Source organism: Streptomyces sp. V4I2, from assembly GCF_030817655.1.
In the GTDB taxonomy this organism is placed as follows: domain Bacteria; phylum Actinomycetota; class Actinomycetes; order Streptomycetales; family Streptomycetaceae; genus Streptomyces; species Streptomyces plumbiresistens.
This window is the reverse complement of the sequence record NZ_JAUSZM010000003.1, coordinates 4507246-4529351: the sequence shown is the minus strand read 5'-3', so window position 1 is coordinate 4529351 and position 22106 is coordinate 4507246. Positions and strand designations below refer to the sequence as shown.

The window sequence follows — 22106 nt, the reverse complement described above, 5'->3', positions numbered from 1 at the left end:
CTGCCCCTTTGGCCACTGAGGCCGGACCCGCCCGTCAAGCCCCAGGACCAGGACCCCCATGCCCCGCGGCCGCTATTCGCTCCACGATCCGCACGATCACACCCCCCTCGCGGAAGAGCACTTCCACTGCGCCCCCGGCCCCTCCGGCTGGCGCTACGTCTCTCAACTGACCGCCCCCTCGGGCGATCACAGCGGCTCCGTCGACCTCACCCTCGACGAACTCGGCCGCCCGATCCGCCTCGAACTGCACGCCGCGAGCTGGCAGGTCCGCGGTGCCGCCCTCGACGGCGTCACCTGGGTCCGCACGGACCCGACCGGAACCCATGCCACAGAAGGCAACGTCCCCGCCCACGCCTTCACCGGCACATCCCCCGCGTTCCTCGTCGCCACCACCCGTCTCCTCCGCCTCACCCCCTCCACCACAGCAACCCGCGTACGCCTTGTCGCCTTCACTGACCCGGTCCTCGCACCGCGCACCGTGGACCAGTCCTGGGCCCTGCTGAAAAGAGAAGCACACGCCACTGACAACGGCCCTCTGACCGTGGACGAATACCAGGTCACAGCCCTGGACACGGGGGAGCAGCACACCGTTCACATCGCCGGCGACGTGGTGCTCGCGGCACCCGGAATTGAGCTGGAAGACCTCGAATCCCCGCCGTCGACGTTCGCCTGAGCGGCGACGCGAGCCGCACGTGCGGAGGCCGGGGGCCCGCCGAGCGAATACGGCACTCCCCGCAGCCACCCACCGGGTCAGGCAGGCGGTACGAACCCGGTGCCGGGACGATCAGCAGCCGTCGTCTCGCGCGACGGCGCCACAGGCTGACTCGGCTGCACCGGAGTCTCCGGTTCGCCGCCGATCGGGACCTCCGCCTGAACGCCCGTCGGAACGACAGCGTCCGCGCCTCCTGCCGAAGTGGTCCACGCGCTCTGTGCGGCGGGCTGAGCAAAGACCCCCGAAGGCTGCACAGCCGGAGGCCCGTACACACCCGGCGCACCAGTACCATGCGGCGCACCACCACTGCCCGGCCAGCCACCCGCGTACGCGTCACCGACCGGCGCACCGCCCAACGCCGCCCCACCGCCGAAAGCCCGCCGAGCCTCCCGAGACTGTCGCTCCTGCACGACCGCCGCCAGATACGCGGCCGGCGGCACGTCCGGCGGCGCCGGAGCGCCCGTACGAGCCGTGAGATCAGCGGCGAGCCGCTCCGCCATGGCCCAACCGACCTGCGGATCCAACTGCTGCATCCGCGTCAGATACTGGCGGATCGCAAGCCACAGGCCGTCCGGGACCGCCGAAAGATCAAGCGCCGAGAAACGCCCGGCCAGCCAGGGCGGAGGCGGCGGCACGAAGCCTGTCCGCGTGGCCGGCACCCGTTCCCGTACGACGAGAGTTCCCGCAAACACGTCACCGAGCCGGCGCCCGCGCTCCGAGACGAGCGACGCGATACAGGCGACGGCTCCGAACGTCATCAGAATCTCGACCGCACCGATCGCTCCCCGCACCAGCGCATGCCGGAACCGGATCGGCCCGCCGTCGTCCCGCACCACCCGCAGCCCGCACGCCAGCTTCCCGAGCGAACGTCCATGGCTGAGCGTCTCGACCGCGATCGGAGCACCGACCAGTACGAGAAGGAACGCCGCGATCGACAAAGCGACCTGTGCCGCCTCGTCCAGGGAAGCGGTGGAAGCCACCAGAGCGATGGTCACCACGATGTAGGCCGTCACAGCCACGGCCAGATCGATCAGCACGGCCAACGCCCTGCTGGGCAGCTTCGCGGGGCGCAACTCAAGCGCCACCGCCTCGCCCGTCACCAGATCACTCACGTCTGTCCGCCGTCCTTCCCCTGGCCTGCCCCGAGAATGGCCAGTCTGCCAAGCTGAGGGCGCATCGCGTCGCAGTACGACAAGCTGACCTCACGACGAATCGCCGACGACCAGCCGAGGAGCAGGCAGACCGATGGACCTCGACGTCTTCGTCACCGCCCACCGGGCCGAGTGGGATCGCCTCGACGCGCTGCTGCGACGCCAGCGCCGTCTCACGGGCGCCGAGGCCGACGAACTCGTCGCCCTCTACCAACGCACCGCCACCCACCTCTCCCTGATCCAGTCCAGTGCTCCCGACCCGCAGCTGACCGGCAGGCTGAGCCAATTGGTGGCACGCGCGCGTAGTGCCGTGACAGGCACGCGTCGCGCCTCCTGGCGTGACGTCACCCGCTTCCTGGCGCACAGCTTCCCCGCCGCGGTCTACAGGTCGCGCCACTGGTGGGTACCCACGGCGATTCTGTCCACGGTCGTAGCGGCCCTCCTGGGCTGGTGGATCGGCACTCACCCGGAAGTACAGGCATCCATCGCAGCTCCCACCGAACTCCGCGAGCTGACCCGCCCCGGTGGCCAGTACGAGTCGTACTACTCGACCCACCCCGCGGCCTCCTTCGCCGCCCAGGTCTGGACGAACAACGCCCAGGCCGCAGCGATGTGCCTGGTCCTGGGTGTCTTCCTGGGCCTACCGGTCCTCTGGATCCTCTTCCAGAACATGCTCAACCTCGGCGTCGGCTTCGGCCTGATGTCCTCGGCCGGCCGCCTCGACACCTTCCTCGGCCTCGTCCTCCCGCACGGCCTCCTCGAACTCACCGCCGTCTTCGTCGCGGCCGGCACAGGCCTGCGCCTCGGCTGGACGGTGATCGACCCCGGCCCGCGCTCCCGACGCTCAGCCCTGGCGGAGGAGGGCCGAGCCGCAGTGGGCATGGCGATAGGTCTCGCGCTCGTCCTCTTCATCTCGGGCGCCATCGAAGGCTTCGTCACCCCCTCCGGCCTGCCCACCTGGGCTCGCATCGGTATCGGCATCGCGGCCGAGTCGGCCTTCCTCGTGTACGTCTACGTTCTGGGTGCCCGTGCGGCCCGCGCCGGCGACACCGGCGACGTCGAGGCAGCCGAGCGCAGCGCCACGGTGCCGACGGCCGCCTGATGTGCGTCTGCCCTCGCTGAGCTGCTACTGTCTCCTTCGCCCCACAGGAGCCGTTGACACGGAGCCGGCGGGGAGGTAGATTCAAACAGTTGTCTGGAGCCCGGCATCCATCGGGTTCGGCAACAGTGACAATCTGTCTGGCTTCAAGAAATGTTGATTTCAAAGAAGCCCCCTTCCCATTAAGTCGGAAACGAACGGCCGGTCAGACCGGCCGAAAACTTCTGATAATGTTGGGAGCGCCGGAAAGGGAAACGCGAGAGCGGGAACCTGGAAAGCACCGAGGAAATCGGATCGGGAAGATCTGGTAGAGTCGGGAACGCAAGACCGAAGGGAAGCGCCCGGAGGAAAGCCCGAGAGGGTGAGTACAAAGGAAGCGTCCGTTCCTTGAGAACTCAACAGCGTGCCAAAAGTCAACGCCAGATATGTTGATACCCCGTCCATCGGATTCTTCCGGTGGCGAGGTTCCTTTGAAGAATACACAGCGAGGACGCTGTGAACGGCCGGGCTTATTCCGCCTGGCTGTTCCGCTCTCGTGGTGTCGACCCGATTACGGGTAAACATTCACGGAGAGTTTGATCCTGGCTCAGGACGAACGCTGGCGGCGTGCTTAACACATGCAAGTCGAACGATGAACCACTTCGGTGGGGATTAGTGGCGAACGGGTGAGTAACACGTGGGCAATCTGCCCTTCACTCTGGGACAAGCCCTGGAAACGGGGTCTAATACCGGATAACACTCCCTCCCTCCTGGGTGGGGGTTGAAAGCTCCGGCGGTGAAGGATGAGCCCGCGGCCTATCAGCTTGTTGGTGAGGTAATGGCTCACCAAGGCGACGACGGGTAGCCGGCCTGAGAGGGCGACCGGCCACACTGGGACTGAGACACGGCCCAGACTCCTACGGGAGGCAGCAGTGGGGAATATTGCACAATGGGCGAAAGCCTGATGCAGCGACGCCGCGTGAGGGATGACGGCCTTCGGGTTGTAAACCTCTTTCAGCAGGGAAGAAGCGAAAGTGACGGTACCTGCAGAAGAAGCGCCGGCTAACTACGTGCCAGCAGCCGCGGTAATACGTAGGGCGCAAGCGTTGTCCGGAATTATTGGGCGTAAAGAGCTCGTAGGCGGCTTGTCACGTCGGGTGTGAAAGCCCGGGGCTTAACCCCGGGTCTGCATTCGATACGGGCTAGCTAGAGTGTGGTAGGGGAGATCGGAATTCCTGGTGTAGCGGTGAAATGCGCAGATATCAGGAGGAACACCGGTGGCGAAGGCGGATCTCTGGGCCATTACTGACGCTGAGGAGCGAAAGCGTGGGGAGCGAACAGGATTAGATACCCTGGTAGTCCACGCCGTAAACGGTGGGAACTAGGTGTTGGCGACATTCCACGTCGTCGGTGCCGCAGCTAACGCATTAAGTTCCCCGCCTGGGGAGTACGGCCGCAAGGCTAAAACTCAAAGGAATTGACGGGGGCCCGCACAAGCAGCGGAGCATGTGGCTTAATTCGACGCAACGCGAAGAACCTTACCAAGGCTTGACATACGCCGGAAAGCATCAGAGATGGTGCCCCCCTTGTGGTCGGTGTACAGGTGGTGCATGGCTGTCGTCAGCTCGTGTCGTGAGATGTTGGGTTAAGTCCCGCAACGAGCGCAACCCTTGTTCTGTGTTGCCAGCATGCCCTTCGGGGTGATGGGGACTCACAGGAGACCGCCGGGGTCAACTCGGAGGAAGGTGGGGACGACGTCAAGTCATCATGCCCCTTATGTCTTGGGCTGCACACGTGCTACAATGGCAGGTACAATGAGCTGCGATACCGTGAGGTGGAGCGAATCTCAAAAAGCCTGTCTCAGTTCGGATTGGGGTCTGCAACTCGACCCCATGAAGTCGGAGTTGCTAGTAATCGCAGATCAGCATTGCTGCGGTGAATACGTTCCCGGGCCTTGTACACACCGCCCGTCACGTCACGAAAGTCGGTAACACCCGAAGCCGGTGGCCCAACCCCCTTGTGGGGAGGGAGCTGTCGAAGGTGGGACTGGCGATTGGGACGAAGTCGTAACAAGGTAGCCGTACCGGAAGGTGCGGCTGGATCACCTCCTTTCTAAGGAGCACTTCTTACCGATCCCTTCGGGGTGAGGTCAGAGGCCAGTTCATCGGCGAACGTCCGGTGCTGGTTGCTCAAGGGTGGAACGTTGACTACTCGGCACACTTGATCGTCTTCTCCTTCCAGTACTGCTCGCAAGAGCGTGGACCGTTGAGGGGAGCGGGAAGGGTGTCGGGCACGCTGTTGGGTGTCTGAGGGTACGGGCTTTCGAGTCTGGATCTTCGGTGCCGGCCCCAGTGAACTCGAACCGGTTGGTTCGGGGTGATGGGTGGCTGGTCGTTGTTTGAGAACTGCACAGTGGACGCGAGCATCTGTGGCCAAGTTTTTAAGGGCGCACGGTGGATGCCTTGGCACCAGGAACCGATGAAGGACGTGGGAGGCCACGATAGTCCCCGGGGAGTCGTCAACCAGGCTTTGATCCGGGGGTTTCCGAATGGGGAAACCCGGCAGTCGTCATGGGCTGTCACCCATACCTGAACACATAGGGTATGTGGAGGGAACGCGGGGAAGTGAAACATCTCAGTACCCGCAGGAAGAGAAAACAACCGTGATTCCGGGAGTAGTGGCGAGCGAAACCGGATGAGGCCAAACCGTATACGTGTGAGACCCGGCAGGGGTTGCGTATGCGGGGTTGTGGGATCTCTCTTTTACGGTCTGCCGGCCGTGAGACGAGTCAGAAACCGTTGATGTAGGCGAAGGACATGCGAAAGGTCCGGCGTAGAGGGTAAGACCCCCGTAGTCGAAACATCAGCGGCTCGTTTGAGAGACACCCAAGTAGCACGGGGCCCGAGAAATCCCGTGTGAATCTGGCGGGACCACCCGCTAAGCCTAAATATTCCCTGGTGACCGATAGCGGATAGTACCGTGAGGGAATGGTGAAAAGTACCGCGGGAGCGGAGTGAAATAGTACCTGAAACCGTGTGCCTACAAGCCGTGGGAGCGTCGCTGTATGTGCTTGCACATACAGTCGTGACTGCGTGCCTTTTGAAGAATGAGCCTGCGAGTTTGCGGTGTGTTGCGAGGTTAACCCGGGTGGGGTAGCCGTAGCGAAAGCGAGTCCGAATAGGGCGTTTCAGTAGCACGCTCAAGACCCGAAGCGGAGTGATCTAGCCATGGGCAGGTTGAAGCGGAGGTAAGACTTCGTGGAGGACCGAACCCACCAGGGTTGAAAACCTGGGGGATGACCTGTGGTTAGGGGTGAAAGGCCAATCAAACTCCGTGATAGCTGGTTCTCCCCGAAATGCATTTAGGTGCAGCGTCGTGTGTTTCTTGCCGGAGGTAGAGCACTGGATAGGCGATGGGCCCTACCGGGTTACTGACCTTAGCCAAACTCCGAATGCCGGTAAGTGAGAGCGCGGCAGTGAGACTGTGGGGGATAAGCTCCATGGTCGAGAGGGAAACAGCCCAGAGCATCGACTAAGGCCCCTAAGCGTACGCTAAGTGGGAAAGGATGTGGAGTCGCACAGACAACCAGGAGGTTGGCTTAGAAGCAGCCACCCTTGAAAGAGTGCGTAATAGCTCACTGGTCTAGTGATTCCGCGCCGACAATGTAGCGGGGCTCAAGCGTACCGCCGAAGTCGTGTCATTGCAGCATATAGCCCCAACGGGTGCTGTGATGGGTAGGGGAGCGTCGTGTGCCGGGTGAAGCAGCCGCGGAAGCGAGTTGTGGACGGTTCACGAGTGAGAATGCAGGCATGAGTAGCGATACACACGTGAGAAACGTGTGCGCCGATTGACTAAGGGTTCCTGGGTCAAGCTGATCTGCCCAGGGTAAGTCGGGACCTAAGGCGAGGCCGACAGGCGTAGTCGATGGATAACCGGTTGATATTCCGGTACCCGCTGTGAAGCGTCAAACATTGAATCAGGCGATGCTAAGTCCGTGAAGCCGCCCTGGAGCCTTCGGGCAAAGGGGAGTGGTGGAGCCGACGGACCAGACTTGTAGTAGGTGAGTGATGGGGTGACGCAGGAAGGTAGTCCAGCCCGGGCGGTGGTTGTCCCGGGGTAAGGGTGTAGGCCGAGTGGTAGGTAAATCCGCCGCTCATCAAGGCTGAGACCTGATGCCGAGCCGATTGTGGTGAAGTGGATGATCCTATGCTGTCGAGAAAAGCCTCTAGCGAGTTTCATGGCGGCCCGTACCCTAAACCGACTCAGGTGGTCAGGTAGAGAATACCGAGGCGTTCGGGTGAACTATGGTTAAGGAACTCGGCAAAATGCCCCCGTAACTTCGGGAGAAGGGGGGCCATCACTGGTGAGAGGACTTGCTCCTCGAGCTGGGGGTGGCCGCAGAGACCAGCGAGAAGCGACTGTTTACTAAAAACACAGGTCCGTGCGAAGCCGTAAGGCGATGTATACGGACTGACGCCTGCCCGGTGCTGGAACGTTAAGGGGACCGGTTAGTCACTCTTCGGGGTGGCGAAGCTGAGAACTTAAGCGCCAGTAAACGGCGGTGGTAACTATAACCATCCTAAGGTAGCGAAATTCCTTGTCGGGTAAGTTCCGACCTGCACGAATGGCGTAACGACTTCTCGACTGTCTCAACCATAGGCCCGGTGAAATTGCACTACGAGTAAAGATGCTCGTTTCGCGCAGCAGGACGGAAAGACCCCGGGACCTTTACTACAGTTTGATATTGGTGTTCGGTTCGGCTTGTGTAGGATAGCTGGGAGACTGTGAAGCTTGGACGCCAGTTCAGGTGGAGTCGTCGTTGAAATACCAGTCTGGTCGTGCTGGATGTCTAACCTGGGTCCGTGATCCGGATCAGGGACAGTGTCTGATGGGTAGTTTAACTGGGGCGGTTGCCTCCTAAAGAGTAACGGAGGCGCCCAAAGGTTCCCTCAGCCTGGTTGGCAATCAGGTGTTGAGTGTAAGTGCACAAGGGAGCTTGACTGTGAGACCGACGGGTCGAGCAGGGACGAAAGTCGGGACTAGTGATCCGGCGGTGGCTTGTGGAAGCGCCGTCGCTCAACGGATAAAAGGTACCCCGGGGATAACAGGCTGATCTTCCCCAAGAGTCCATATCGACGGGATGGTTTGGCACCTCGATGTCGGCTCGTCGCATCCTGGGGCTGGAGTCGGTCCCAAGGGTTGGGCTGTTCGCCCATTAAAGCGGTACGCGAGCTGGGTTTAGAACGTCGTGAGACAGTTCGGTCCCTATCCGCTGCGCGCGCAGGAATATTGAGAAGGGCTGTCCCTAGTACGAGAGGACCGGGACGGACGAACCTCTGGTGTGCCAGTTGTCCTGCCAAGGGCATGGCTGGTTGGCTACGTTCGGGAGGGATAACCGCTGAAAGCATCTAAGCGGGAAGCCTGCTTCGAGATGAGTATTCCCACCCCCTTTGAGGGGTTAAGGCTCCCAGTAGACGACTGGGTTGATAGGCCGGATCTGGAAGCCCAGTAATGGGTGGAGGTGACCGGTACTAATAGGCCGAGGGCTTGTCCTCAGTTGCTCGCGTCCACTGTGTTGGTTCTGAAACCACGAACAGCCCCGTTGTCGGGCCACGACAACGGTGCGGCTGAAACAGTTTCATAGTGTTTCGGTGGTTATAGCGTGAGGGAAACGCCCGGTTACATTCCGAACCCGGAAGCTAAGCCTTACAGCGCCGATGGTACTGCAGGGGGGACCCTGTGGGAGAGTAGGACGCCGCCGAACAATTGTTGAGGAAACCCCCGTGCCATCGGCACGGGGGTTTCCTGTTTTTCCGGGTCATTTAGGGGCTGGGGCCCCCTCCGGCGATATGCCGGCAACAGGTCACAGGCGTCCTGCGGCCTTCAGTGCCAGATATGCGTCCGCCAGTGCGGGGGCAAGGTCATCAGGCGTGGCGTCGACGACGGTGACGCCATGGCGGCGGAGTTGTTCCGCGGTGCGATGGCGTTCCGCCTGGGCCTGGGCGGCGGCTGCGGCCTCGTAGACGGACTCGGTGTTGCCGCGGGCTGTGGCCATGCCGGCGATGTGCGGGTCCGCCACCGATGCCAGCAGGATCGTGTGGCGTTGGGTGAGCTGGGAAAGGACGGGCAGCAGGCCCTCCTCGACCGGGGCCGCGTCGAGGGTCGTGAGCAGGACGATCAGGGAACGGCGAGGAGCCGACCTGAGTGCCGTTGCCGTAAGGCTTCGGGCGTCCGTTTCGACGAGCTCGGGTTCCAGCGTTGCCATGGCGTTGACCAGGGACGGGAGCACGTCGCCTGCCGTGCGGCCCTGGACGAGGGCGCGTACGCGACGGTCGTATGCGAGCAGGTCGACTCTGTCGCCGGCGCGGGATGCCAGGGCAGCCAGGAGCAGTGCCGCGTCCATGGAGGCGTCCAGGCGTGGGGCGTCGCCGACGCGGCCGGCCGAGGTGCGTCCGGTGTCCAGGACCAGGAGGATGTGGCGGTCGCGTTCGGGGCGCCAGGTGCGTACGGCGACCGTGGTCTGGCGGGCTGTGGCGCGCCAGTCGATGGAGCGGGTGTCGTCGCCGGGGACGTACTCGCGCAGGCTGTCGAATTCCGTGCCCTCGCCACGAGTGAGCACGCTGGTGCGGCCGTCCAGTTCGCGGAGGCGGGCCAGTTTCGAGGGCAGGTGCTTTCTGCTGGTGAACGGGGGCAGGACGCGTACCGTCCAGGGGACCGTGTGGGTGCCCTGGCGGGAGAGGAGGCCCAGGGGGCCGTACGAGCGGATCGTGACGCGGTCGGACTGGCGGTCGCCGCGGCGGGTCGGTCGTAGACGGGTGGTCACTCGGCGGCGTTCGCCTGCCGGGACTGTCAGACGGTGGCGGGAGGCCGCTACCTCTGTGCCGGGCAGCCAGGTGCTGGGGGGCCAGGCGTCGCGCAGGTGGGCGCGGAGAGGGCGGCGGGTCGGGTTGGTGATGGTGAGGGTGACGTCGGCGGTGTCGCCCAGGCGGACCGATGTGTCGCCCGAGCGGGTCAGGCCGAGGCGTCGTACGGGTGCTGCGAGTGCGAAGTCGCAGGCGCAGGCGACGGCCAGGGGGGCGTTGACCGCGAGGATGCCTGTCCAGCCCGGGTCCCAGATGCCGACCGGGAGGGAGCCCAGGGCCGCGAGGAGTGCGGCGCGTCCGGTGAGTGCCATCAGCGGGGGACAGGGACGTGGGTGAGGATCGCGTTGATGACGGAGTCGGCCGTCACGCCTTCCATTTCGGCCTCCGGGCGGAGTTGTACGCGGTGGCGGAGGGTGGGGAGGGCGAGCGCTTTCACGTCGTCGGGGGTGACGTAGTCGCGGCCGGTCAGCCAGGCCCAGGCGCGGGCCGTGGCGAGCAGGGCCGTCGCGCCGCGCGGAGAGACGCCGAGGGTGAGGGACGGCGATTCGCGGGTGGCTCGGCAGATGTCGACTACGTAGGCGGTGATTTCCGGGGAGATCGTCGTCTTGGCGACCGCGGCGCGAGCGGCTTCCAGGTCGGCCGGGCCCGCGACGGGGCGTAGGCCGGCGGCGTGCAGGTCGCGCGGGTTGAAGCCCTCGGCGTGACGGGTGAGGACGTTGATCTCGTCCTGGCGGGACGGGAGCGGGATCGTCAGCTTGAGGAGGAAACGGTCCAGCTGCGCTTCGGGGAGGGGGTAGGTGCCCTCGTACTCGACCGGGTTCTGGGTCGCGGCGACCAGGAACGGGTCGGGGAGCGGGCGCGGGGTGCCGTCGACCGTGACCTGGCGTTCCTCCATGGCTTCGAGGAGGGACGACTGGGTCTTGGGCGGGGTGCGGTTGATCTCGTCGGCCAGGAGGAGGTTGGTGAAGACCGGGCCGGGCTGGAAGGAGAACTCGGCGCTGCGGCTGTCGTAGACCAGGGAGCCCGTGACGTCGCTCGGCATCAGGTCGGGAGTGAACTGGACGCGCTTGGTGTCGAGTTCGAGAGCGGATGCGAGGGCGCGGACGAGCAACGTTTTGGCGACTCCAGGGACTCCTTCGAGGAGAACGTGTCCGCGGCAGAGGAGGGCGACGACGAGGCCGGTCACGGCGGGGTCCTGGCCGACCACGGCCTTGGCGATTTCGGCGCGCAGGGCTTCCAGGGCGGCTCGGGCGTTGCCCGGATCCCCGGCGTGCACGGCGTTGTCAGTGGTCGGGTCCATCATGGACGGCGTACCTCTCTTTCGAGGGCGTCGAGTTGGTCGGCGAGGGAGATGAGGGCCGTGTCGTCGCCGGGCGGCGGGCCGAAGAGGAGAGCGTGCATGGCCTGTCCGTCTCCAGGGCTGTGGAGGTGGGCGGACAAGGCGGGAAGCAGGGCTTCGGGCGCGTGTGCCTGAGTGACGGGGACGCCTACGAGGGGGGCGAGGCGGGTGCGGGTGGTGGAGCGAAGAGCGGCGGCCGCGCGGTCGCGGGCGTTGGCCTTGCGGTAGAGGCGGGCGCGGCCTTCGACGGTTTCGGAGGCGCGGATCGCCACGGGGAGATTTTCGGGCACCAGGGGGCCGAGTCGGCGTGCCCGCCAGAGGGCGGCGAGGACCGCGGCGATGAAGAGCTGCAGTGTGCCCCAGAGCCAGCCCGACGGGAGCAGGTCGAAGAAGCCCTTTTCGTCGTCCGGGTCGGTGGCGGCGGTGTCGGAGAGCGAGGGGAGGTACCAGACCAGATGGGGGCGGGACCCGAGGAGTTGGAGGGCGAGCGAGGCGTTGCCCTGCTCGTCGAGGGTGTCGTTGTAGAGGATGTCGGGCGCGCCGAGTACGACGGTGTCGCCGTCCCCGGACCTGTCCGGGACCCGCACCAGGGTGGCCAGGCGGTTGCTGGGGTAGCACTCGTCGGCGTCGGGCCGGGTGGCGGTGTAGCGGATGCCGCCCGTGTCGGCGGTGCCCGCACGTCGGGCGGCGGGCAGGGCGCAGTCAGGGGAGAGCGTCGAGTCGAGGCTGGTGGCGGGGTTGGCGACGACGCCGGGGGCCAGTCGCTCGACGGACGAGCTGCCGGGGGCGACGAGGAGTGTGCGGCCGCCGGAGTCGGCGGTCCCGGAGCGCAGTTGGCTCTGTTGGCCGTGCGTCAGGAGGTCGGGGACGGCTACCAGCAGGGTGGTGTCCGGGCCGGCCGCGGCCTCGGCCTCGGCGAGGGAGGTGACCACACGCGTGGAGACGCCTCGGTCGGCGAGGAGTTCGGCGACGGCGCGGCTGCCGTACTGGTCGACGGAGCGTGGGTCGAGCGTGCCGTGCTGGGAGTCGGAGCGGATGACGGCGATCGCGACGGCCGCCACCAGGAGGAGCACGAGGGCGAGGACGACGCCTCGCGTCCGGGTCCACACCTGGCGTGCGGTGGGCGAGGCCGAGGTGGACGGGAGCGTGGCCTCGGTGGTCATTCGGCGGCTCCCTGGCGGGTGTCGTGGACCGCGCTCTGGGCCGTGCTCGGGCTGCTGCTCGCTAGTTGGGGCTTGGTGCGTTCCAGGTCGCGGTCGAGTTCGGCGAGGCGGTGGTACGACTGCTCGGTCGCCGTTCGTCCGCCGTATGTCACGTCGTCGAAGTCCCGGGCGGCGGCGCGCAGTCGGTCTGCCTGCGAGGGCAGGGTGCGGCCCGCCTCGGCGGCTGCCTCGTCGGCGGTGCGGCCGGGGCGGGCGTCGAGCAGGGCGCGTTCCTCCAGGGAGCGGACGATGGCACGCATCCGCTCCTGGACGGCCTGGCTCCAGTGGCCCTGGGCCGCGTGGGCCTCGGCGGCCGCGCGGTGTTCGGCGGCGCTGCGGGGGCGGTCGTCGAACAGGGCGGCGGAGGAGACGGGTTCGCGGCGCGGGGTGCCCAGGCGCCACCAGAGGGCGCCCAGGACCGTGAGGACAGCCACGATGACGACCACCAGGCCGAGCGCTCCGCCGGGGGTCGCGGCCGAGGCGGTGTTGAACAGCTTGTCGACCCAGTCCCAGAAGGCGTTCAGGGCGCGCTGGAACCAGCTGGGGTCGTTCTCGTGGTACATCCGCTTGGACAGCTCGCGTCGGGCCGCCTCGCGCGCGGGGTCGCGGGGGATCGTCAGCGGTGGTTCGTCGTCGGAGCGGACGAGTGACAGCGCGGATGTGCGGTCGGCGTGCAGCACGGCCCGGACCGATGCGCGTACGGCCATGTCGGCGGCGTTCGGCAGTGCCGGTACCGCTGTGAGAACTCCCCCCGCCAGGATCACCGCATCAGCTCCCGGGGGCGGGGGTGGTGCCGTAGCCCTGGACGCCTGCGGCGCGGGCCAGGTCGAGGTCGAGGGCCTCACGGCGGATGCGCTGGTCGATGTAGAGGAGCACGGTGACGCCGGCCGTGATCGGGAACGTGATCATGGAGCCGATCACCGAGCCGATCCCGCTGATGATGAGGAAGGTCCAGCCGAGGTCGCCGGTGCCCTCCATGAAGCCGGTGACGCCGTCACCGCTGAACGCGGCGGCGAGGAAGGTGAAGGGCAGGACCACGATCGCCGCCATGATGTTCGCGATGATCCCCGCGAGGAGCTGGATGCCGAACACCCGCCACCAGGAACCGCGGACCAGCTTCGCGGAGCGGCTCATCGACTTCACGATGCCTTGCTTCTCGAGCATCAGCGCCGGCGAGGCCAGGGAGAAGCGCATCATCAGCCACACGGCCACGACGCCGGCGCCGAGGCCGCCGACGACAGCGAGCGCCGTGCCTGGCCCGGTCGCGCCGGAGACGGCCACGAGGATGCCGGGGAGCACGCCCACGAGGACGATTCCGGCGGCGATGACCATCAGCAGGAGGATCAGGCCCAGCAGCTTCATCACCTGGGGGCGGGCGTCGCGCCAGGCTTCGCCGGTGGTGACGGGGCGGCCGAGCACCGCGCGGCTGGTGACGGTGGTGAGCAGGGCGGTCGCCATGACCGTGCCGATCAGGGAGATCGCGAAGACGACGGCGCTGCCGAGCATGGCGTCGCCCATGGCGCGGGTCACTTCGCCGAGTGTGGCGCTCGGGTCGTTGAGGGCCTCGGCGTCGGTGGTGTCGTTGAGGACGAAGCCCTGGAGCAGGATGACGACGATCTCTGTGATGACCGCGACGGTCAGCGAGATGCCCAGGACCGTGCGCCAGTAGGTGCGCATGGTGGAGACCGCGCCGTCGAGGATCTCGCCGACGCCGAGGGGGCGGAGCGGGATCACGCCGGGCTTGGCAGCGGGCGGGGGGCCGCCCCAGCCGCGGTATCCGCCGGGAGGGCCGTAGCCGCCGCCCCAGCCGCCGTTTCCGCCGCCGGGAGGGCCGCCGTATCCGCCGGGAGTGCCGTAGCCCCCAGGTCCGCCAGGGGCGGTGGGGGGTGGGGCGCCCCAGCCCGGGCCGGGCGGTGGGGGCGGCGGTGCCTGGCCAGGGGCCGGCTGACCGGTGGGCGCGGACCACTGGCCGGCCGGTGGCTGGTCCTTGGACCACTTCGAGCCGGGGTCCTGCGGGTCCGTTCCCGGCTGCTCCGCGGGGTTCGCGGCGTCAGGCCGGTCGGCGGGGCCGGACTCGTGCCCGTCGGAGGGGGCGGATCCGGGCGAGGCCCAGCCCGGAGTGTCCTTCATCGTCGCTCCTTCACGGTGCCCGTCCGCGGTCGCGGCGGCAGGTTGGCAGCCATCGTGCCATGGGGTGGTCGTCGACGGACCAGCCGCGGTATGGGCCGGCCACCTTCAATTGTCCGCCGGATAACGGGCAGACTGACCGCATGGCTGATCAGTACGCGCAAACCGGCGAGGACAGCAGGCCGACCGAGATACCGGCGCTCCGTTGGGAAGAGCCACCCGAGGGGCCCGTACTGGTGCTCCTCGACCAGACGAGGCTGCCGGCCGAGGAGGTCGAACTCGTCTGTACGGATGCGCCGGCGCTGGTGGAGGCGATCCGTTCACTCGCCGTGCGCGGGGCACCGCTGCTCGGCATCGCGGGGGCGTACGGCGTCGCGCTCGCCGCCGTGCGTGGGTTCGACGTGGACGACGCGGCGGACGCGCTGGCGGGGGCCCGCCCCACGGCGGTGAACCTTGCCCTCGGGGTGCGCAGGGCCCAGTCCGCGTACCGGGCGGGGCTCGCCAAGGGCGGTGATGTCCGGCAGGCCGCCGAGGCGGCGCTGGCCGCGGCGCGCAGGCTGCATCAGGAGGATGCCGAGGCCAGCGGCAGGATGGCCGAGCGTGGGCTGGCGCTGCTGGACGAGCTGCTGCCCGGCGGCGGGCACCGGATCCTGACCCACTGCAACACCGGTTCGCTGGTGTCGGGTGGTGAGGGGACGGCGTTCGCGGTGGCGCTCGCGGCGCACCGGGCAGGGCAGCTGCAGCGGCTGTGGGTGGACGAGACGCGGCCGTTGCTGCAGGGGGCCCGGCTGACGGCGTACGAGGCGGCGCGCAGCGGTATGGCGTACACCTTGCTGACCGACAACGCGGCGGGTTCGCTGTTCGCGGCCGGGGAGGTGGACGCGGTGCTGATCGGGGCGGACCGCATCGCGGCCGACGGGTCGGTGGCGAACAAGGTGGGGAGCTATCCGCTCGCGGTGCTGGCGCGGTACCACCATGTGCCGTTCATCGTGGTGGCGCCGGTGACGACGGTGGATCCGGACACGCCGGACGGGGCGTCGATCGAGGTAGAGCAGCGTCCTGGGCATGAGGTGACCGAGGTCACAGCGCCCCAGGTGCCGGTGGCGGGAGCCGAGGCGGGTGGCGGGGTTCCGGTGGCGCCGCTGGGGACCCAGGCGTACAACCCGGCCTTCGATGTGACGCCGCCCGAGCTGGTGACGGCGATCGTCACCGAGGAGGGCGTAGTTTCACCGGTGACGGCCGAGGCGCTCGCGGAGGTGTGTGCGAGGTCGCGGCAGGTGACGACCGGCTGAGGGGATCTGCCCGGGCTTGGCGGGCGTGGCACCCTTGGCTGCCGCGTCCGGCCCGGGCTGACATCCTCGGGACATCGACACCGGTCGGCGAGGGCAGACAGTAGTCACTTCGTACGACTATCGTCACAGGCCAGTGACCTCTCTCACCAGCGCCCCGGTCACTGTTACAAGAATGGGATGATGTCGTTTATGAAGGGACGAGTCCTTGTCGTCGACGACGACACCGCACTGGCCGAGATGCTCGGCATTGTGCTGCGTGGTGAAGGTTTTGAGCCGTCTTTCGTAGCCGACGGCGACAAGGCGCTGGCTGCTTTCCGTGAGGCGAAGCCTGATCTGGTGCTGCTGGATCTGATGCTGCCCGGGCGGGACGGTATCGAGGTGTGCCGTCTGATCCGGGCGGAGTCCGGGGTGCCGATCGTGATGCTCACGGCGAAGAGCGACACCGTCGACGTCGTCGTGGGCCTGGAATCGGGCGCCGACGACTACATCGTGAAGCCGTTCAAGCCGAAGGAGCTCGTGGCCCGGATCCGGGCGCGGCTCAGGAGGTCCGAGGAGCCGGCGCCCGAGCAGCTCGCCATCGGTGATCTGGTCATCGACGTGGCCGGGCACTCCGTGAAGCGGGACGGGCAGTCGATCGCGCTGACGCCGCTGGAGTTCGACCTGCTCGTGGCGCTCGCGCGCAAGCCGTGGCAGGTGTTCACGCGTGAGGTGCTCCTCGAGCAGGTGTGGGGCTACCGGCACGCGGCCGACACCCGCCTGGTCAACGTGCATGTGCAGCGGCTGCGCTCCAAGGTCGAGAAGGACCCGGAGCGGCCGGAGATCGTGGTGACCGTCCGTGGCGTCGGTTACAAGGCCGGACCGAGCTGACATGTCCGAAGACAGTGCCGCTTCGGCGCCGGGCAGGTCCGGGGCCGGCGCGGGGCGGCCTGTCGGCCGGAAGGCGGCAGGCTCCCGCTGGGGTCGCTTCCTCGAGGGCGGGTTGCTGCAGGGCGGCGTCCAGGGCAGCCCGGTTCTGCGCCTCTTCATGCGCTGGGTGCGCCGGCCGCTGCTGCCCGTCATGCGCTTGTGGCGGCGCAACATCCAGCTCAAGGTCGTCGTCACGACCCTGCTGATGTCCCTGGGTGTTGTTCTGCTGCTCGGTTTCGTCGTCATCGGACAGGTGCGCAACGGCCTGCTGGACGCCAAGGTGAAGGCCTCGCAGAGCCAGGCCACCGGCGGGTTCGCGGTGGCCAAGCAGAAGGCCGAGGAGGCGGGGAGCGGCACCGGCGACGAGGCCACCACGGTGGACGGCCGCCCCGCACAGAACGTCATCCAGTGGATGAGCGACCTGGTGGAGTCCCTGTCCAGCGGTGGCCAGGGCGCCTTCGACGTGGTGACGCTCCCGGCCGGCAACGACAGCGGCGGCGGGCGCGGGCCGCGCGCCTCCGGCAACGTCGTCGCGTCGTCCAGCGTGCCCGAGGCCCTGCGCGAGCGGATCGACAACAGTACAGCGGCGTTCCAGAGCTACACCCGGATCGTCTACGACGCCGACAAGGAGTCCCAGCCGGCCCTCGTCATCGGCAAGCAGGTCAACGACCCGAACAGCGATCCGTACCAGCTGTACTACCTTTTCCCGCTCACTCAGGAGGAGAAGTCGCTGAGCCTGGTCAAGGGGACCCTTGCGACGGCCGGCCTCTTCGTCGTCGTACTCCTCGGGGCCATCGCCTGGCTCGTGGTGCGGCAGGTCGTCACCCCGGTGCGGATGGCGGCGGGGATCGCCGAGCGGCTGTCCGCCGGGCGGCTTCAGGAGCGGATGAAGGTCACCGGCGAGGACGACATCGCGCGGCTGGGCGAGGCCTTCAACAAGATGGCGCAAAATCTGCAGTTGAAGATCCAGCAGCTGGAGGACCTGTCGCGGATGCAGCGGCGGTTCGTGTCGGACGTGTCGCACGAGCTGCGGACGCCGCTGACGACCGTGCGGATGGCGGCCGATGTCATCCACGACGCGCGCGTGGACTTCGATCCGGTGACCGCCCGGTCGGCCGAGTTGCTCGCCGACCAGTTGGACCGGTTCGAGACGCTGCTCGCGGACCTGCTGGAGATCAGCCGCTTCGACGCGGGCGCGGCGGCCCTGGAGGCGGAGCCGATCGACCTGCGCGAGGTCGTACGGCGGGTCGTCAGCGGGGCCGAACCGCTCGCCGAGCGCAAGGGCACGCAGATCCGCGTCGTGGGCGACCAGCAGCCCGTCGTGGCCGAGGCGGACGCCCGGCGGGTGGAGCGGGTGCTGCGCAACCTCGTGGTCAACGCCGTGGAGCACGGCGAGGGCAAGGACGTCGTCGTCAAGCTCGCCGCGGCGGGCGGGGCGGTGGCGATCGCAGTGCGCGACTACGGTGTCGGGCTCAAGCCCGGCGAGGCGACCCGCGTCTTCAGCCGCTTCTGGCGGGCGGACCCGGCACGCGCGCGTACCACGGGTGGTACGGGCCTGGGGCTGTCCATCGCCCTGGAGGACGCGCGGCTGCACGGCGGCTGGCTGCAGGCGTGGGGCGAGCCGGGTGGCGGCTCGCAGTTCCGGCTGACGCTGCCGCGGACCGCGGACGAACCGCTGCGGGGCTCGCCGATACCGCTGGAACCCAAGGACTCGCGGCGCCATCGCGGCCTCGACGACGCCGGTCTGCCGCGTGGCGGTGGGGAGAAGACCGCCACCGTGCCGGCGCAGCCGAAGGGCGACCAGGGGCCGTCGCGGGGACCGATCGCGACCCGGCCGTCCGCAGCGACGCCCACGGCCGACCCGACGGCGCTGCCCGGCAACGGCGCGCGCGTGGTGCCCCGGCCCGCTTCGGGAGGGCGGCGGCACGACGAAGCGCCCGCGGGAGCCGGGCCGGAGCACAGCGAGGCCGACGAGGCACGGAGTGAGGCCGTGAGCCGGCCGGACGCCGCGTCGGAGGGCTCGTACGAGCAGGGGGAGGCATTTCGTGGGCGCTGACCGCGAGGGGGGCGCCCGGCGCACGCCGGGGCGCGCGGCGGTGTACGCCGCTTGTGGTGTCGTACTGCTGGCGGGGTGTGCGTCCATGCCCGACGGCGGGGATCTGCGGGGCGTCGAGTCCACGCCGCGTCAGGACACACAGGTGCGGGTGTTCGCGATGCCGCCCCAGGAGGACGCGTCCGCCTCGGACATCGTCCAGGGCTTCCTGGAGGCACTGACCAGCGACGATCCGCACTATGAGACGGCGAAGAAGTACCTGACGCCCGAGGCCGCGAAGAAGTGGCATCCGGAGCTGTCCACCACGGTGCTCGCGGACGGCGTGACCGTCGGGGCCGAGCAGGCCGCGGACCGGGAGGACGCGGACATCGTCTCGTATCCGCTCACCGGCGACCGGGTCGCCACCGTGGACGCGCAGCAGTCGTACGCGCCCGCGGAGGGGAAGTACAGCCAGACGGCGTACCTGACGCAGGATCAGAAGAGCAAGCAGTGGCGCATCGACGGGCTGCCGCAGGGCGTCGTCATGGGGAAGTCGGACTTCCAGCGCAACTACACGTCCGTCGACAAGTACTACTTCGCCTCGAACACGACGTCCGGAACGAGTCCGGAGACGGTGGCCGTCGCCGATCCCGTGTACGTGCGTGAGCGCGTGGATCCCATGGCGCAGATGGTGCGTTCCCTGCTCACCGGGCCGACGAGCTGGCTCGATCGCGTCGTCAGGTCCAGTTTCCCCACCGGCACGAAGCTGAAGGACGGCGTCACCTCGCTGACGCCGGACGACCAGGGCAAGTTGACCGTGCCGCTCAACGACCGGGCGGCGCGGGTCGATTCGGTCAAGTGCGACGAGATGGCGGCCCAGCTTCTGTTCACCCTGCAGAACCTCACCCCCGCGGTGGACGAGGTCGAACTGCAGGCGGGCGGAAAGCAGTTGTGCTCGCTCCCCGAGGACGGGTCCGACACGGTCGCCGCGCGCGGCTCGGCGCGCAGTCCCGCGTACCTGTACTTCGTCGACGGCGAGCACCGGCTGGTACGGCTGCCGGCGGGCAACGACAGTACGAAGCCGGATCCGGTGCCGGGAGCGCTGGGCGAAGGCGACAAGGAGCTGCGGTCGGTCGCCGTGTCGCGCGACGAGCACAGCGCGGCCGGGGTCGGTATCGACGGCAAGGCGCTGTACGTCGGCTCGCTCGTGTCGGGCGGATCGCTCGGCGAGCCCGTGCTGACCAGCCGGGGTGCCACGGCGAACGACCGGCTGACAGCGCCCAGTTGGGACGCGGAGGGCGACCTGTGGGTGGCCGACCGCGATCCCGGCAACCCGCGGCTGCTGTTGCTGAAGGAGGGCGCGGGCGAGCCGCTGACGGTGGACATGCCGGGGCTGGACGGGCGCATCAAGGACGTCCGGGTGGCCGCCGACGGGGTGCGGATCGCGCTCGTCGTGGAGAAGGACGGCAAGCAGTCCCTGTTCATCGGGCGGATCGAGCGGGGCGAGAAGGCCGAGGACGCGCCGTCGGTCCAGGAACTGCGGTCCGCGACCCCGGAGATGGAGGAGCTCACGACCATGTCGTGGGCCGGTGACAGCCGGCTCGTGGTGGCCGGGCGCGAGCAGGGTGGCGTGCAGCAGATGCGGTACGTCCAGGTCGACGGCTCCACGCCGGAGGGGTCCGCGCCTGCGGCTCTGACGGGCGTGAAGGAGATCGCCGCGTCCGAGGACGACCGGTTGCCGTTGGTGGCGTTCTCGGAGGACGGGATCGTACGGCTGCCGTCCGGGACGCAGTGGCAGAAGGTGGACACGGACGGGACGGCGCCGGTGTATCCGGGGTGAGTGTCGGTCTGCGGGGGCTGCGGGCTCCTGCGGGGTAGGTGGGCGGCCGCTGCTGCCGGGGTCGACTCCGGCGGGGGCGGTCGCTTCGCTGTGTGCGCGGGCTCCTCGAGTTATCCACAGGGAGTTGTCCACAGGGGTGGCAGCGGGAGGTCGGCGTTGGCACAGTGGTGGCCATGCGGAGGTGGTGGCAGGACCTCACCGACCTGGTGCTGCCGGCCGAGTGCGGAGGCTGCGGGAGGCCTCGCACGGTGCTGTGTCCGGAGTGCCGTGCCGTCCTGAGCGGGGCCGTACCGCGCCGGGTGCGACCGGTGCCGGAGCCGCCGGGCCTGCCGGTCGTGCACGCGGTGGCCCGGTACGCGGACGAGGTACGGGCCGTGCTGCTGGCCCACAAGGAGCGGGGTGCGCTGGCGCTGGCGGCACCGCTCGGTACGGCTCTGGCGGGGGCTGTGCGGGCGGGGCTGCGGGTGGCTGGGAGGCCCGCTGACGGGGTCGTCCCCGGGCTTCGGGAAGCCCGGGGGCCGGCCGACGGTGCCGGGCTTCGGGAAGCCCGGGGACCGGCCGACGGTGCCGGGCTTCGGGAGGCGCGAGGGCTGGTCGACGGGGCTGGTGGTGGTCAGGGGGCTGTGGGGAGAGGCGGCGGCGTCGTGATGCTGGTTCCGGTGCCGTCCTCGCGGCGGGTGGTTCGGGCGCGGGGGCATGATCCTGCGCGGCGGATCGCGCTGGCGGCGGCCGGGGAGCTGCGGCGGGCGGGGACGCCGGCGCGGGTGGTGTCCGTGCTGCGGCAGAGCCGTGCCGTGGCCGACCAGGCGGGGCTCAACCACCGGCAGCGGCTGGAGAATCTCGCCGGTGCGCTGGTGGTGGTTCCCGGGGGCGGACGGCTCCTGTCCGGTGGTCGGGTCGTGCTTGTCGACGACCTGATGACCACGGGCGCGTCCTTGGCGGAGGCGGCGCGTGCGGTGCGGGCGGCAATGGCGGAGCAGACGGCAATGGCGGAGCAGACGGTGCCAGGTGGCGGCGCCGCGGGTGCCCGAGCGGTCGTGGTGAGTGGGGCGGATGTGTGTGGAGAGGGTGCAACGGCGGTGTACGGCACGGTACGTAGGGAAGGCAGAGGGGAACGGATGGGCGGTGCGACGGAGGAGGAGACGGGCCGGGTGGCCGTCCCGTCGGGAATGGCGGGCGTCGGCGGTGACGGTGACGCGATCTGCGCGGCCGTGGTCGCAGCCACACCGGATTCTTTCGAAATAAACCGGAACTGACTGCGAACTTGCATCGTTGCAGGTAATGAGAGGGTCTATTCACCTGAACGGAGGTATGCCGCGGTAGAGGGTGACGACATCCGTCCAGGCGAGATATGTTCGGTTGTGAGAGAAAGGCGCAGGCCACACCTCTCGAATCCGAATGCCGTGCCGTGGGTTTTTCACTATCACCCACACCGGTGGAGTGGAGATCTTGCCCGCGGGGGAGGAGGTGGAAGTCACCGAGTCCGAGGTTCCGGGGCTCACCGGAGCCTGGTGCAAAAGGGAGACGCTCCGCAGCGAAGCGGAGCGATCCGGGAACGGAGTTC

The 22106-nt window shown here is 68.0% G+C and carries 13 protein-coding genes and 3 rRNA genes; 10 read left to right on the top strand and 6 right to left on the bottom strand.

Annotated elements, in window-relative coordinates; genetic code table 11:
* Positions 1 to 58: 58 nt before the first annotated feature.
* Positions 59 to 673, top strand: coding sequence for a hypothetical protein (locus tag QFZ76_RS21310; RefSeq protein ID WP_307675234.1), 615 nt, complete (start codon positions 59 to 61; stop codon positions 671 to 673).
* Positions 674 to 750: 77 nt separating this feature from the next.
* Here the strand turns inward: QFZ76_RS21310 and QFZ76_RS21305 are convergent, their stop codons facing one another.
* The gene (locus tag QFZ76_RS21305) at positions 751 to 1824 is read right to left on the bottom strand and encodes an RDD family protein (protein WP_307675233.1); all 1074 of its coding nucleotides are present in this window, start codon (positions 1822 to 1824) and stop codon (positions 751 to 753) included.
* A gap of 133 nt (positions 1825 to 1957) precedes the next feature.
* Between QFZ76_RS21305 and QFZ76_RS21300 the strand changes: the two genes are divergently transcribed.
* From QFZ76_RS21300 to rrf, 4 genes are all read left to right on the top strand, one after another.
* A complete protein-coding gene (locus QFZ76_RS21300; RefSeq protein ID WP_307675232.1) occupies positions 1958 to 2965 on the top strand; it encodes a stage II sporulation protein M in 1008 nt (335 codons plus the stop codon).
* A 560-nt stretch (positions 2966 to 3525) separates the two neighbouring features.
* Positions 3526 to 5053 (top strand): 16S ribosomal RNA (locus QFZ76_RS21295).
* 318 nt (positions 5054 to 5371) lie between these two features.
* A 23S ribosomal RNA gene (locus QFZ76_RS21290) occupies positions 5372 to 8496 on the top strand.
* Between the two features lie 92 nt (positions 8497 to 8588).
* A 5S ribosomal RNA gene (rrf, locus tag QFZ76_RS21285) occupies positions 8589 to 8705 on the top strand.
* Together the 16S, 23S and 5S rRNA genes form the textbook arrangement of a ribosomal RNA operon.
* Positions 8706 to 8804: 99 nt before the next feature.
* Here the strand turns inward: rrf and QFZ76_RS21280 are convergent.
* From QFZ76_RS21280 to QFZ76_RS21260, 5 genes are all read right to left on the bottom strand, one after another.
* Positions 8805 to 10115 (bottom strand): DUF58 domain-containing protein, encoded by a 1311-nt coding sequence (locus tag QFZ76_RS21280; protein ID WP_307675231.1) that lies wholly within the window; start codon positions 10113 to 10115, stop codon positions 8805 to 8807.
* Positions 10115 to 11104, bottom strand: coding sequence for a MoxR family ATPase (locus tag QFZ76_RS21275; protein ID WP_307680087.1), 990 nt, complete (start codon positions 11102 to 11104; stop codon positions 10115 to 10117). Before QFZ76_RS21275 ends, QFZ76_RS21280 begins: the two co-directional genes overlap by 1 nt.
* A complete protein-coding gene (locus QFZ76_RS21270) occupies positions 11104 to 12306 on the bottom strand; it encodes a DUF4350 domain-containing protein (RefSeq protein WP_307675230.1) in 1203 nt (400 codons plus the stop codon). Before QFZ76_RS21270 ends, QFZ76_RS21275 begins: the two co-directional genes overlap by 1 nt.
* On the bottom strand, positions 12303 to 13052 hold the full coding sequence (locus tag QFZ76_RS21265; RefSeq protein ID WP_307675229.1) for a DUF4129 domain-containing protein: 750 nt from the start codon (positions 13050 to 13052) through the stop codon (positions 12303 to 12305). Before QFZ76_RS21265 ends, QFZ76_RS21270 begins: the two co-directional genes overlap by 4 nt.
* A gap of 61 nt (positions 13053 to 13113) precedes the next feature.
* Positions 13114 to 14475 carry a hypothetical protein gene (locus QFZ76_RS21260; RefSeq protein WP_307675228.1) on the bottom strand — a complete coding sequence of 454 codons (1362 nt, stop codon included), beginning with the start codon at positions 14473 to 14475 and terminating at the stop codon, positions 13114 to 13116.
* Positions 14476 to 14615: 140 nt separating this feature from the next.
* Here QFZ76_RS21260 and mtnA point away from each other — a divergent pair, with 140 nt between their 5' ends.
* The 5 genes from mtnA to QFZ76_RS21235 all read left to right on the top strand — a co-directional run bounded on the left by mtnA (position 14616) and on the right by QFZ76_RS21235 (position 21798).
* On the top strand, positions 14616 to 15764 hold the full coding sequence (gene mtnA / locus QFZ76_RS21255; protein ID WP_307675227.1) for an S-methyl-5-thioribose-1-phosphate isomerase: 1149 nt from the start codon (positions 14616 to 14618) through the stop codon (positions 15762 to 15764).
* Positions 15765 to 15941: 177 nt separating this feature from the next.
* Positions 15942 to 16631 (top strand): two-component system response regulator MtrA, encoded by a 690-nt coding sequence (mtrA, locus tag QFZ76_RS21250; protein WP_187283109.1) that lies wholly within the window; start codon positions 15942 to 15944, stop codon positions 16629 to 16631.
* 1 nt (position 16632) lies between these two features.
* Positions 16633 to 18726, top strand: a complete 2094-nt coding sequence (gene mtrB, locus QFZ76_RS21245; protein ID WP_307675226.1) for an MtrAB system histidine kinase MtrB — start codon at positions 16633 to 16635, stop codon at positions 18724 to 18726.
* Positions 18716 to 20542 (top strand): LpqB family beta-propeller domain-containing protein, encoded by a 1827-nt coding sequence (locus tag QFZ76_RS21240; protein WP_307675225.1) that lies wholly within the window; start codon positions 18716 to 18718, stop codon positions 20540 to 20542. Before mtrB ends, QFZ76_RS21240 begins: the two co-directional genes overlap by 11 nt.
* A gap of 173 nt (positions 20543 to 20715) precedes the next feature.
* Positions 20716 to 21798 (top strand): ComF family protein, encoded by a 1083-nt coding sequence (locus tag QFZ76_RS21235; RefSeq protein ID WP_307675224.1) that lies wholly within the window; start codon positions 20716 to 20718, stop codon positions 21796 to 21798.
* Positions 21799 to 22106 lie beyond the last annotated feature (308 nt).